The organism is Pseudomonas sp. RIT357, from assembly GCF_000632245.1.
GTDB lineage: Bacteria > Pseudomonadota > Gammaproteobacteria > Pseudomonadales > Pseudomonadaceae > Aquipseudomonas > Aquipseudomonas sivasensis.
Map to the genome: position 1 here is coordinate 392,190 of NZ_JFYX01000001.1, position 12,687 is coordinate 404,876.

Annotated in this window: 13 protein-coding genes; 5 read left to right on the forward strand and 8 right to left on the reverse strand. The window is 59.0% G+C overall.

The features are described from left to right. The first annotated feature begins 4 nt into the window (after positions 1 to 4). A complete protein-coding gene (locus BW43_RS25355) occupies positions 5 to 487 on the forward strand; it encodes a hypothetical protein (RefSeq protein WP_032884303.1) in 483 nt (160 codons plus the stop codon). A gap of 76 nt (positions 488 to 563) precedes the next feature. Here BW43_RS25355 and BW43_RS25350 read toward each other — a convergent pair whose 3' ends face one another. From BW43_RS25350 to BW43_RS25330, 5 genes are all read right to left on the reverse strand, one after another. Then, on the reverse strand, positions 564 to 1,529 hold the full coding sequence (locus BW43_RS25350) for a CDP-6-deoxy-delta-3,4-glucoseen reductase (protein ID WP_032884304.1): 966 nt from the start codon (positions 1,527 to 1,529) through the stop codon (positions 564 to 566). Then, positions 1,529 to 2,995 (reverse strand): 4-hydroxy-3-polyprenylbenzoate decarboxylase, encoded by a 1,467-nt coding sequence (ubiD, locus tag BW43_RS25345; RefSeq protein WP_032884305.1) that lies wholly within the window; start codon positions 2,993 to 2,995, stop codon positions 1,529 to 1,531. Before ubiD ends, BW43_RS25350 begins: the two co-directional genes overlap by 1 nt. Positions 2,996 to 3,151: 156 nt before the next feature. Then, positions 3,152 to 4,411 (reverse strand): transcription termination factor Rho, encoded by a 1,260-nt coding sequence (gene rho, locus BW43_RS25340; protein WP_003176825.1) that lies wholly within the window; start codon positions 4,409 to 4,411, stop codon positions 3,152 to 3,154. A gap of 235 nt (positions 4,412 to 4,646) precedes the next feature. Further along, the gene (gene trxA, locus BW43_RS25335) at positions 4,647 to 4,976 is read right to left on the reverse strand and encodes a thioredoxin TrxA (RefSeq protein WP_015886460.1); all 330 of its coding nucleotides are present in this window, start codon (positions 4,974 to 4,976) and stop codon (positions 4,647 to 4,649) included. A gap of 121 nt (positions 4,977 to 5,097) precedes the next feature. Next, positions 5,098 to 5,793 (reverse strand): FadR/GntR family transcriptional regulator, encoded by a 696-nt coding sequence (locus BW43_RS25330; RefSeq protein WP_032884308.1) that lies wholly within the window; start codon positions 5,791 to 5,793, stop codon positions 5,098 to 5,100. A gap of 265 nt (positions 5,794 to 6,058) precedes the next feature. Here BW43_RS25330 and BW43_RS25325 point away from each other — a divergent pair, with 265 nt between their 5' ends. From BW43_RS25325 to BW43_RS25310, 4 genes are read left to right on the forward strand one after another with little or no spacing between them, the layout of a single operon-like run. Continuing rightward, positions 6,059 to 6,844, forward strand: coding sequence for a transporter substrate-binding domain-containing protein (locus BW43_RS25325; RefSeq protein ID WP_017530859.1), 786 nt, complete (start codon positions 6,059 to 6,061; stop codon positions 6,842 to 6,844). A 17-nt stretch (positions 6,845 to 6,861) separates the two neighbouring features. After that, complete coding sequence (locus tag BW43_RS25320) at positions 6,862 to 7,530, forward strand: amino acid ABC transporter permease (RefSeq protein WP_017736949.1); 669 nt, start codon at positions 6,862 to 6,864, stop codon at positions 7,528 to 7,530. Beyond that, entirely contained in the window at positions 7,527 to 8,177 is a 651-nt protein-coding gene (locus BW43_RS25315) for an amino acid ABC transporter permease (protein WP_032884311.1), read from the forward strand. Before BW43_RS25320 ends, BW43_RS25315 begins: the two co-directional genes overlap by 4 nt. Next, complete coding sequence (locus tag BW43_RS25310) at positions 8,164 to 8,901, forward strand: amino acid ABC transporter ATP-binding protein (RefSeq protein WP_032884313.1); 738 nt, start codon at positions 8,164 to 8,166, stop codon at positions 8,899 to 8,901. Before BW43_RS25315 ends, BW43_RS25310 begins: the two co-directional genes overlap by 14 nt. Positions 8,902 to 8,905: 4 nt before the next feature. Here BW43_RS25310 and BW43_RS25305 read toward each other — a convergent pair whose 3' ends face one another. From BW43_RS25305 to BW43_RS25295, 3 genes are all read right to left on the reverse strand, one after another. Next, positions 8,906 to 9,478, reverse strand: a complete 573-nt coding sequence (locus tag BW43_RS25305; protein ID WP_155989930.1) for a hypothetical protein — start codon at positions 9,476 to 9,478, stop codon at positions 8,906 to 8,908. Continuing rightward, the gene (locus BW43_RS25300) at positions 9,435 to 11,828 is read right to left on the reverse strand and encodes a fimbria/pilus outer membrane usher protein (protein ID WP_032884317.1); all 2,394 of its coding nucleotides are present in this window, start codon (positions 11,826 to 11,828) and stop codon (positions 9,435 to 9,437) included. The genes BW43_RS25305 and BW43_RS25300 overlap by 44 nt, the downstream gene beginning before the upstream one ends. A gap of 117 nt (positions 11,829 to 11,945) precedes the next feature. Next, positions 11,946 to 12,662 carry a fimbria/pilus chaperone family protein gene (locus BW43_RS25295; RefSeq protein WP_081797568.1) on the reverse strand — a complete coding sequence of 239 codons (717 nt, stop codon included), beginning with the start codon at positions 12,660 to 12,662 and terminating at the stop codon, positions 11,946 to 11,948. Between the last annotated feature and the right edge of the window lie 25 nt (positions 12,663 to 12,687).

Here is a 12,687-nt window from a genome sequence, read left to right on the forward strand (position 1 = left end):
ACCCATGAAGAATTTTCGACTGCCTGGCCTGTTATTGCTGGCCCAGGCCACCACCGCGCTAGCTGGCGAATCGCCCGTCACCGAAGACGACAAGGGCTTCTGGTACGCGCAGACCAGCGTCTACACTCGGCACTTCGCGCCGGACAAGGACCACAACAACAACCAAGACCTGATTGGCCTGGAGCGCAATGAAGCCTCAGGGTTGGTGTATGGCGGGGCAACCTTTCGCAACTCGTTCCGCCAGCGCTCGTACTACGCCTACGCGGGCAAGCGCTATGACATGACCGACTATCCGGTGTACCTGAAGGTCACGGGCGGGGCGATCCAGGGCTATCGCGGCAAGTACCGCGACAAGATCCCATTGAACCGTTTCGGTGTGGCGCCGGTGATTATTCCGTCGGTAGGCACCCATTACGGGCCGGTGGCGGCGGAGTTGGTGTTGTTGGGGTTCAATGCGGCGATGGTGACGACCGGCGTGCGCTTCTAAGCGAGCACTGAGCGGGGCTTTTGTGATGAGCAGGCTTGCCCTCTCACCACAAAAAGCCGGCGGCTCTTGGAATGGATCAGCGCGGCGCGTAGGCGAATACGTCGGCGCGCATCTGATGCGCATCCATGCCGGCGTCGACCAGCGCATCCAGCGTGCCGTAGATCATCGCCGGTGAGCCGCTGGCGTAGACGTGCACGGCCTTGAGGTCGGCGATGTCCTCGCACACCGCTTCATGGAGCAAACCGCAGCGTCCTTCCCAACCGCACAGATCACTGACGACTTTGTGCAGGAACAAGTTTGGCAGTTGCAGCCATTGGTCCCAGTGTTCGATCTGGTAGAAGTCTTCCGGGCGTCGCACGCCCCAGTACAGGTGCACCGGGTGCTTGAAGCCGGAGGCGCGGCAATGTTCGATCAGGCTATGCATCTGTGCCATACCGGTGCCGGCGGCGATCAATACCAGCGGACCGTCCGGCAGTTCAGCCAAATGGGTATCGCCAAACGGCAACTCCACACGGGCCATCTGATTGCGTTGCAGCTGTTCCAGCAGGGCGCGCGCGCTGTCCTCGCGGGCCAGCACATGCAGTTCCAGCTCGCGCCCGGAGTGAGGAGCCGACGCTAGGGAGAATGCGGATTTTTCGCCATTTTCCCGTTCGATCATCAGGTATTGCCCGGCGTGGTAGCGCACCGCCTTGCCGGCCGGGGCCAGCAGGCGCACGCGCCACACATCACCACCGACCTCTACGCATTCACTCAATTGGCACGACAACTTGCGCAACGGCAACTCTCCCGGCGCCAACACGCCATCCCACAACACAATGCAATCTTCCAACGGTTCGGCGATGCAGGTGTAGAACTCACCGTGGTCGCGCACCTCACCTGCTTGCTGCACCCGGCCTTCCACCAGCAGCGCGGCACACACGTGGCAGACGCCATTGCGACAGGCCTGCGGGCATTCGTAGCCCAGGCGGCGCGCCCCTTCGAGGATTCGCTCGCCGGGGACCAGCTCCAGCACGGCGCCGGAAGGTTGCAGGGTTACACGCATCAATCTATTCCCAATTCTTTCCACATCGCATCGACGCGCGCGGTCACGGCTTCATCCTTGACGATCACCCGACCCCACTCGCGGGTAGTTTCACCCGGCCATTTGTGGGTAGCATCCAGGCCCATCTTAGAGCCAAGGCCCGATACCGGCGACGCGAAGTCGAGGTAGTCGATCGGCGTATTGTCGATCATCACCGTGTCGCGCTTGGGGTCCATGCGCGTGGTGATGGCCCAGATCACGTCGTTCCAGTCGCGGGCGTTGATGTCGTCGTCGGTGACAATAACGAACTTGGTGTACATGAACTGTCGCAAAAACGACCACACACCCAACATGACGCGCTTGGCATGGCCAGGGTACGACTTCTTCATGGTCACGATGGCCATGCGGTACGAACAGCCTTCCGGCGGCAGGTAGAAGTCGGTGATTTCCGGGAATTGCTTTTGCAGGATAGGCACGAACACTTCGTTGAGCGCCACGCCGAGAATGGCCGGCTCATCCGGCGGACGGCCGGTGTAAGTGCTGTGGTAGATCGGCTTGATCCGGTGGGTGATGCGTTCGACGGTGAATACCGGGAAGCTGTCGACTTCGTTGTAATAGCCGGTGTGGTCGCCGTAAGGACCTTCGTCGGCCATCTCGCCAGGGTGGATCACGCCTTCGAGGATGATTTCAGCAGTGGCCGGCACTTGCAGGTCGTTGCCACGGCATTTGACCAGCTCGGTACGGTTGCCACGCAATAGGCCCGCGAAGGCGTATTCGGACAGGCTGTCCGGCACAGGGGTCACAGCGCCCAGGATGGTGGCGGGGTCTGCACCCAAGGCCACGGAAACCGGGAACGGCTGGCCAGGGTGTTTTTCGCACCACTCACGGAAGTCCAGCGCACCGCCACGGTGACTCAGCCAACGCATGATCACCTTGTTGCGGCCGATCACTTGCTGACGGTAGATACCGAGGTTCTGACGGTCTTTGTTCGGGCCTTTGGTGACGGTCAGGCCCCAGGTGATCAGCGGGCCGACGTCGCCGGGCCAGCAGGTTTGCACCGGGAGCATGGCCAGGTCGACGTCATCGCCTTCGATGACCACTTCCTGGCACACCGCGTCCTTGACCACTTTGGGGGCCATGGCAATGATTTTGCGGAAGATCGGCAGCTTCGACCAGGCGTCCTTCAGACCCTTGGGGGGCTCGGGCTCCTTGAGGAAGGCCAGTAGTTTGCCGATCTCGCGCAGTTCGCTGACCGACTCGGCGCCCATGCCGAACGCCACGCGATCGGGCGTGCCGAACAGGTTGCCGAGCACCGGAATATCAAAGCCGGTCGGGTTTTCGAACAGCAGCGCCGGGCCCTTGCTACGCAGGGTACGGTCGCAAATCTCAGTCATTTCCAGCACTGGGGAAACCGGCACCTGGATACGTTTCAACTCTCCGCGCTGCTCAAGTTGCTGCACGAAATCCCGAAGATCCTTGAATTTCATTAACCATGCCACCCGTAAAATAGGCGTACATCCTACCTGCTCTGAGGCTGGCTGGCAGCTTATCGCGGTGCATTTGACTGCCGAACGTGCTTAAAAAACGCGCAAAAAAAAATGGCGCCCCTGGGGGCGCCATTCTTTCGGACCTGAAACGTCGTATTACTTACGCTTCATCGACAGGAAGAACTCGTCGTTGGTCTTGGTGGTTTTCAGCTTGTCGATAAGGAACTCGATGGCTGCAACTTCGTCCATCGGGTGCAGCAGCTTGCGAAGGATCCACATACGCTGCAGTTCGTCGTCGGCAGTCAGCAACTCTTCGCGGCGGGTGCCGGAACGGTTGATGTTGATTGCCGGGAACACGCGTTTTTCCGCGATGCGACGGTCCAAAGGCAGTTCCATGTTGCCGGTACCCTTGAACTCTTCGTAGATCACTTCGTCCATCTTCGAGCCGGTTTCAACCAGCGCGGTGGCGATAATGGTCAGCGAGCCGCCTTCTTCGATGTTCCGCGCGGCGCCGAAGAAACGCTTCGGCTTCTCCAGGGCGTGGGCATCGACACCACCGGTCAATACCTTGCCGGAGCTCGGGATCACGGTGTTGTAAGCACGGGCCAGACGGGTGATGGAGTCGAGCAGGATCACCACGTCCTTCTTGTGTTCGACCAGGCGCTTGGCCTTCTCGATCACCATTTCGGCAACCTGCACGTGGCGGGTTGGCGGCTCATCGAACGTCGAGGCAACCACTTCGCCGCGCACGGTGCGCTGCATTTCGGTCACTTCTTCCGGACGTTCATCGATCAGCAATACGATCAGGTGAACTTCAGGGTTGTTACGCGCGATGTTCGCTGCAATGTTCTGCAGCATGATGGTCTTACCGGCTTTCGGCGGTGCGACGATCAGGCCACGCTGGCCTTTGCCGATCGGAGCGCACAGGTCGATCACGCGTCCGGTCAAGTCTTCGGTGGAACCGTTACCGGCTTCCATCTTCATGCGCACAGTCGGGAACAGCGGGGTCAAGTTCTCGAAGAGAATCTTGTTTTTCGCGTTCTCTGGACGATCGAAGTTGATCGTGTCGACCTTGAGCAGGGCGAAGTAACGCTCGCCTTCCTTCGGTGGACGGATCTTGCCAACGATGGTGTCACCGGTGCGCAAGTTGAAGCGACGGATCTGGCTCGGCGAGACGTAGATATCGTCTGGGCCGGCGAGATAGGAAGCGTCTGCAGAGCGGAGGAAGCCGAAGCCGTCCTGGAGAATCTCCAGCACGCCATCACCGGAGATTTCCTCGCCGCTTTTCGCGTGCTTCTTGAGCAGGGAGAAAATCACGTCCTGCTTGCGCGAACGGGCCATATTTTCTATGCCCATTTCTTCGGCCAATTGGAGCAGGTCGGTAATCGGCTTTTGCTTGAGTTCAGTCAGATTCATATAGGAATGACGTAATCATTTATGGAGGGGGGGAAATTAAGCTTTTGGCTTAATGAGGCCGCGCCGCAGAGAAGGCGACAGGATCGCGTACTAATCGAAAAGGAATGCGTCGGCGACGGCTTGCAGGGGGCAGTGGAGAAACCAGTGCGGGGCCGAATGTACCACCTGAATTTCGGAGCGTCTAGCCCTGTTTAACGAAAAAGCCCCGCAATTTGCGGGGCCTTTTTGACGACGCTTAGATGTTGGCGTCGAGGAAAGCTTGCAGCTGGGACTTCGACAGCGCACCTACTTTGGTGGCTTCAACGTTGCCGTTTTTGAACAGCATCAGCGTAGGAATACCGCGCACACCGTGCTTGGCCGGGGTTTCCTGATTGTCGTCGATGTTCAGCTTGGCAATGGTCAGCTTGCCTTCGTAAGTAGTTGCAATGTCGTCCAGGACCGGAGCGATCATTTTGCAAGGGCCGCACCATTCAGCCCAGTAGTCAACCAGCACCGGGCCAGCAGCCTTGAGTACTTCGGCCTCAAAGGTCGCGTCGGTGACGTGCTTGATAAGATCGTTGCTCATGGATGTCTCCGGATTGTAAGCAAAAAAAACGTTGCCCATCATAGCCGCCCTTCCCCCGTTCAGGAAGCCGCCTCTGATTGAGTCTTGCTATGGTGATGCATGAGTTTGGGTATAGCCCAATTCAAGACGCGACGGGACTCACAAAGGTAATGCCCGTGCGTAACGCTGCATTACGTACGTGTTCCTGCATGGTTTTCTGCGCTGTCGCACTCGCACGCCGGGCCAAGGCACGCAAAATTTTGCGATGTTCCTGCCAGGTTTCCATGGCCCGCTCTGGCCGGATGAACGGTAATTTCTGACTTTCCAGGAACACCTCGGCGCTGGCACTGAGAATACTCACCATCGCTTGGTTGCCGCTGGCCAACAGGATGCGTTGGTGAAACTCGAAGTCCAGCCGCGCCGCGGCGTCGAAGTCGCCGGCCTTGAGCACCTTGCGCATCGCCTCAACGTTGTCCTCAAGACTGTCCAGCTCATCGATGGTCAGCGTGACCGCCGCCAGCCCCGCCGCAAACCCCTCCAGCGCATAGCGCAATTGGAAGATATCCAACGGCGTGGCCTGGGCCGCGAAAGGCCAGGCAAAGCCCGGCGCGTCCTCCGCCGCCTGCACGAATACGCCTTTGCCCGGCAGCACGCTGACCACGCCCAACGCACTCAGGGACGATAACGCCTCACGCAACGACGCTCGGCTCACGCCCAACTGCACCGCCAGGTCGCGTTGTGACGGCAACGCGTCGCCTGGCCCGAAGCCCTGCTCCTTGATCAGTTTGCGAATGGCCTGCAGGGCCGCTTCCGGTACGGCTTGGGCGATGGAATTCATAAAAAACTCAAGGTTTCAGTCAGCAGAGCGGCTAGTTGTAAAGCTATTCGCGGCCGGCGGCAAGCCACGCCCCAAAGGGGCTCGCAGGTTTTTGCTGGCGCTCGAAAAGGGTGCGAAAGGCTATGCCACTGTTCAGACCAGTAAGACCAATGAAGCTCAACAAATCCCAGCCTTACAGACGATTTCGAGCCTACTGGCATGGGCTGTGCAGTCACGCAAGCAAGCCAAATCCAGAAAATCCTTTCGCCCTTTTCGGAGAGTTGCCATGACTAAGCGCTACAGCGCCCTGCTCACTGCCCTGTTTGCCAGCCTGATGCTGAGCCAGGCACCCGCCCAGGCCAATGGGCTGGACGATATCGTCGCCCGTGGCACCCTTAAGGTAGCCGTGCCCCAGGACTTCCCACCGTTTGGCTCGGTCGGCCCCGACATGAAGCCGCGCGGCCTGGACATCGATACTGCCAAGCTGCTGGCCGACCAACTCAAGGTCAAGCTGGAGCTGACCCCGGTCAACAGCACCAACCGCATCCCGTTCCTCACCACCGGCAAGGTTGATCTGGTGATCTCCAGCCTGGGCAAAAACCCGGAGCGAGAAAAAGTCATCGACTTCTCCAAGGCTTACGCGCCGTTCTACCTGGCCGTATTCGGCCCACCTGATGCCGCCATCAGCAGCACCGACGACCTTAAGGGCAAGACCATCAGCGTGACCCGTGGCGCCATCGAAGACATCGAGCTGACCGCAGTAGCGCCCAAGGAAGCGACCATCAAGCGCTTCGAAGACAATAACTCCACCATCGCCGCCTACCTGGCAGGCCAGGTCGACCTGATCGCCAGCGGCAACGTTGTGATGGTGGCGATCAGCGAGCGCAACCCGAAACGCGTGCCAGCGCTGAAAGTGAAACTCAAAGATTCGCCGGTGTACGTCGGCGTGAACAAAAACGAGCCGGCGCTGCTGGAGAAGGTCAACCAGATCCTGGTCGCGGCCAAGGCCGATGGCAGCCTGGAAAAGAACGCGATGCAATGGCTGAAAGAGCCGCTGCCCGCCGATCTTTGATACGACGGAGCTGACTCATGGCGTATCAATTTGACTTTGTGCCGGTGCTGGCCAATACCGATCTGCTGTTGCGCGGCGCGTTGTTCACCCTTGAGCTGACGGCCATCGGTGCGATCCTGGGGGTGGCCCTGGGCACCGTCGGCGCGGTGGTGCGGGCGTGGAAGATCCAGCCGTTTGCCTGGTTCTTCGGCGTCTATGTCGAGTTGATCCGCAACACGCCGTTCCTGGTGCAACTGTTCTTCATCTTCTTTGGCCTGCCGTCCCTGGGGCTAAAGATAACCGAGTGGCAAGCCGCCGTATTGGCGATGGTGATCAACCTGGGGGCCTACTCCACGGAGATCATTCGCGCCGGCATCCAGGCCATCCCGCGCGGGCAACTGGAGGCTGCGGCAGCCTTGGCAATGACGCGTTTCGAAGCGTTCCGCCATGTGGTGTTGCTGCCGGCGCTGGGCAAAGTGTGGCCGGCACTGAGCAGCCAGATCATCATCGTGATGCTCGGTTCGGCGGTGTGTTCACAGATCGCCACCGAAGAGCTGAGCTTCGCCGCCAACTTTATTCAGTCGCGTAATTTTCGCGCGTTTGAAACCTATGCCCTGACCACCCTGGTGTACCTGTGCATGGCGTTAATGATTCGCCAGTTGCTCAACTGGATCGGCCGCCGCTTTGTGATGAGGAATAGCCGATGAGTGATTTTTCCTTCTGGGACATCGTACGCAATCTGCTTACGGGCCTTCAGTGGACGCTGTTGCTGTCGCTGGTGGCGTTCATCGGCGGCGGCCTGATCGGCTTGCTGGTGATGACCATGCGCATCAGCAGCAAGGCGTTCGCGCGCAATCTTGCGCGCACCTACATCGAGCTGTTCCAGGGCACACCGTTGTTGATGCAGCTGTTCCTGGTGTTCTTCGGCATCGCGCTGCTGGGGGTGGATATTTCACCGTGGCTGGCAGCGGCGATTGCCCTGACATTGTTTACCAGCGCCTACCTCGCTGAAATCTGGCGCGGTTGTGTCGACTCCATCGCCCACGGGCAGTGGGAAGCCTCGGCCAGCCTGGCGCTGAATCCTCTTGAACAACTGCGCTACGTGATCCTGCCCCAGGCCCTGCGGATCGCCGTGGCGCCAACGGTGGGGTTCTCGGTGCAGGTGGTCAAAGGCACCGCCGTGACCTCCATCATCGGCTTCACCGAATTGACCAAGACCGGCGGCATGCTCGCCAACGCGACCTTCGAGCCCTTCATGATCTACGGCCTGGTGGCCCTCGGTTACTTCCTGCTTTGCTACCCCTTGTCCCTCAGTGCTCGCTACCTGGAAAGGAGACTGCATGCCTCTGCTTAGAATTTCCGCCCTGCATAAGTATTACGGCGATCACCACGTCCTCAAGGGCATCGACCTGACGGTTGAAGAAGGCCAGGTGGTGGCGATCATCGGCCGCAGCGGCTCGGGTAAATCCACCCTGCTGCGCACCCTCAATGGCCTGGAGTCGATCAACGATGGAGTGATCGAGGTCGACGGCGAATACCTTGATGCCGCCCGCGCTGACTTGCGCAGCCTGCGGCAGAAAGTCGGCATGGTGTTCCAACAGTTCAACCTGTTCCCGCACCTGACGGTGGGTGAAAACGTCATGCTCGCGCCACAAGTGGTGCAGAAAGTGCCCAAGGCCAAAGCGGCACAGTTGGCCAAGCAGATGCTGGAACGCGTTGGGCTGGGAGAGAAATTCGACGCCTTCCCAGATCGCTTGTCCGGCGGCCAGCAACAGCGCGTCGCCATTGCCCGGGCCCTGGCTATGTCACCCAAAGTGCTGCTGTGCGATGAAATCACCTCAGCCCTGGACCCGGAGTTGGTCAACGAAGTGCTCAGCGTGGTGCGCCAGCTGGCCAAGGACGGTATGACCTTGATCATGGTGACGCACGAAATGCGCTTCGCCCGGGAAGTCGGTGACAAGCTGGTATTCATGCACCAGGGCAAGGTGCATGAAGTCGGCGATCCAAAACTGCTGTTTGCCAATCCCCAGACCGCTGAGTTGGCAAACTTCATCGGTACAACAGAAGCCCACGCCTGATCGATTAGCCGCCAGGTACCAACTCGAAGCGCCCGCCGCCCTCCAATAACGTTCTATCGCGTACTGAGGCGGCGGCATTCGAGAGATAGGTGTCAATCTGCACCTGCGCTGAAAACACCCGCCCGCTGACAGGCTGCCCTGCCTTCAACAGCACCAGCGCTTGGTCCGGCCTCAGGTGACCACCGCGCTCCGCCCGGTTGTGCATCGGCGCCAACTCTATCGCCTGGCCATCGAGCACTGGCTGCTGCAGCGTCAGGTCAAACCGCCCCTCCCGACCAAACCTGAAACCTTGACCGTCGGCAGGCACGCCCATAAAACGCAGGGCTATAAACCTAGCATCAGCGCACACCACGCTCACACGCACCATGCGCTTACCCAGGAAAGTCCCGCGAGCCTCAGGCTTTGAAACGGGGCGCAGAAGCCCGTAATCAATTTGCGGTTGGCTCACTGACAGGTGGCACTCAGAAGCCGACGCCTCAAAAACCGTCAATAGGCTCACCACCGCCGCGAGCATCCCTGACGTCAGAGCACTTTTAGCTGCAGACCGCCGCTGTGTTTTCATAAAGTTGGCCTTCATCGATTTGTTCCGACAGTTCGAGTTGCAGTTTGCAGGAGGTCGCGTTCGGCGATGACACGGTCAAGGTTTGTGGCGCGTCGATGTTATTCAGGAAAATCAGGCCGTCTCCGACGACGGAGGTCAGGAATGCATTGTCTGCCGTAAGCACCGAAGCACCTTTGGGTAACGCTTGGCCACTCTGATCGACGGCACGCAACAGCACCCTCCTGACCTTAACCACTTCAAAGTCGACCTTGCTGAATGAGCCTCGTCCAACTTCCAGGGATTGGGTGCCGTTCTTGATATCTACCTGCCGTGGCAGGGATTTGCCTTCCACCTCGACAAGGCTGCTCTGATAAGCGGGCAATCCCGGTATCACCGCCATTCCCCACCGATCGGTCCATACAGGCCCCTGGGGTGTAGTGATACGCGCGCCCGACACATCGCCGACCGACGCAACCCCAAACGTATCCTCGACCCTGTACGGAGACAGCGTCAGCCCCCGTTCATGAGCCACGACCGCGCCTTGCAACTGACCGCTATAGCTGGTGTTGGTCGAGTCCCGGTTGATGCCCAGGCCCAACTGAGCATAACGGGACGTCATGTTCAGCAAACCGCCCTGCGCATGCCGGGCGGCCGTACCAAGGTCGCTGTCAGCGCGCAGTTCATAATTGAGTGTGTCGTCGACGCGTTCGTTGAAGGCTGCGCCAATACTCGATCGACGCCCCTGGTGCCTGGCGGTAGAAGTGAGCGAACGATCACCCCCCAAGGGAACACTGACTTGCAAACGCACGCCTAGCCCATCGTTGTTGTTCTTGTTAGTGCCAGAAGTGCCAACTTGCGAGTCCACGCTCAACCCGACATTGGCGTACCTGAACTGCTTGTTCCAGGCGCCATGCACATACTGAGAGGCGCTACTGTTGAAGTTTGCAGCACGGGTGTACCCAATCGTGAACACACCCAATTGCGGGTCCGCCCAGCTGAGACCTGCCGTGTATTGGTTTTTGAACCGCGAGTTCGCCAACTCACCACTGTCAGCGCGCACACTATCGAGCACATCACGATAGCCAGGTGTCTGGGTCGTAGCGCTCAGGGTCATCTGCACGTCACCCGGCAGCACGCTGCCCAACGAAACGCTATTACGCACACCCCGTACGTTGTTCTTGTCGTCCCGTGAGAGGTTGTTACGCAGACCAACAGAGAATCGCTGCGCGAAACTGCTGTCCAGCGCAAGCCCCACCGAATTGTAATGATCGGTAACCTGCACACCCGAACTGAGGGCCGTGGCGGGGGTGAGCGCCCAGGTCCCGCTTGCCACGGCCAGCATAGGCTCATCGGCACCGCTACGTTCCACATCCCGTATCTTGCCGACGGCCGCGGTATACCCGGACTTCACCGGCATCGCATCGCGAAACGAAGCAGCCGGCACTACAAAGCTACGCTGTCCGCCACGGGTCTCAATGACCCGTACATCAAGGTCACTCGTGCCGTTGAGCAACGGCAGGTTGCTCAATGCAAACGGCCCTTCCGGCACGACTGTTGTGTAGATCAGTGCGCCCGACTGGCGTACCTCTATCCGAGACTGGCTAAGGGCCTGGCCTTCGACCACTACTCCATTACCGCCGGCACCGCCGTCGACACCGTCTGGAGACAGTTGGAAACCGGTCAGTTGCACCCCGCCGAACACCGGGCTGTTACCGGATATCTGCCCCACCTGGAGGGTCGACGCCAACCGCGCAATATCCCGTTGCGCATAGGCGTACAGGTGCTCGGCCCCAGACCGACCATCGGTAGAGATATAGAGCTGACGACTGCGCGCAATCCAATCGCCTACGTTAAACCCCACCTCTGTGGACGCCGATAGAAAACGGCCCCTGGCATCGCGCGAATGACTGTTGATGCCTTGCACGTCATAGTTGAGCAAGCCCGCCGCTCCACCTCGAGCGAAATGGCCAGTGGCTCGTTGCGGCTCACGGATCGCCTGGGTGGGAACGACGATCGCTACCTCCTCGTTGCCCGGACGCAGGTTCAATTCCGTGCTGGGAAACTCGGTAAGGAAGTCATGACAGGCCTGGTCAGCAGAAACCTGTTTATCTATCACTGAAGCAGGTACACGCAGCCCTGCTCGGTCCAGCAAGCCACGGGTAAAGCACAACGCCCCTTCATGGTTGAACCGCGCATCGGTCAATCCAACGCGATCACCATTGACCGTCAGATCAACAACCCGAACACCTTCAGTGAATCGTGGCGCGTCTCGAAAATAGTGGGCAACCGAAGGATCGAGTCCGCGATGCTGCAAGATAGTCAGATCGAATTCCAGCGGGTGCGCCCCGGGCCCCGCGTAAACGTGACCTGCGGCGCCAGAAAACATCGCTACGCAGGCTGAGAGACTGACTCGGTTGAACTTAAAAGGCGCTGCGGCCTTTTTACCCCCACACCGTTTTTTACCAACAGCGCCGGTAACCTCGTTTATTTTTCCCATACGAGGTCAAGGCATGTTGGCTAGGAGCAAGGCATCGTAGTTGTCTACGGTAAATCCATAAACAGTGGCAGGCATGATGGTGACTGACGTGGCATCAGGGTGAGCGCTTGAAAATTCAGCGCTCAGCACCTCACCCGGCAAGATATAGGTGCGTGAAAGATAGGCTTTGGCTTTTTGCGGGTTCAGTTGCACCTCGGCGGCCAAACGAACGACATAGGGACTGTCGTTATGCACACTCAACGTTTTGCCCTGCAGGCGCCAGGTCAGTAACTCCCAAGGCGCATTGTGCTGTGGCAGTCCCTTGGGATGGAGAATCAGCGGCAGGTTTTGTCGCAGGCTGATACCAATCGTCGCACCCGAGCCTGGCTGGGTTTGTGGGATACCCTCGAAGGTGACACGCTTCAAACGCTGAGTCTTGAGCGGCTCCTTGCCAATCAACATGAACCTCACCATTTGCAGTTGGCCACCATCCACCCTTGCAACCGGGGGAGTGACAACCACCAAGGGTTCCAGGTCTTCCGGAACATCTTCAATAGCCGAATGGAGTAGCGCAGGCCCGACGTCAGTATTTTTGACGTTAATACTGGCCTCGCCATCGGACTCATTTAGCACAATGACAGTGGTTTCAGGCTCCATGCCATCGGCGTACGCCACACCGCATAAAAGAAAGTTAACGCACACGCTAAACGCTAAAAAGAACTTCGACTTGGAGACGATACACATCCGACGTTTCCTTTACTTCGAACAC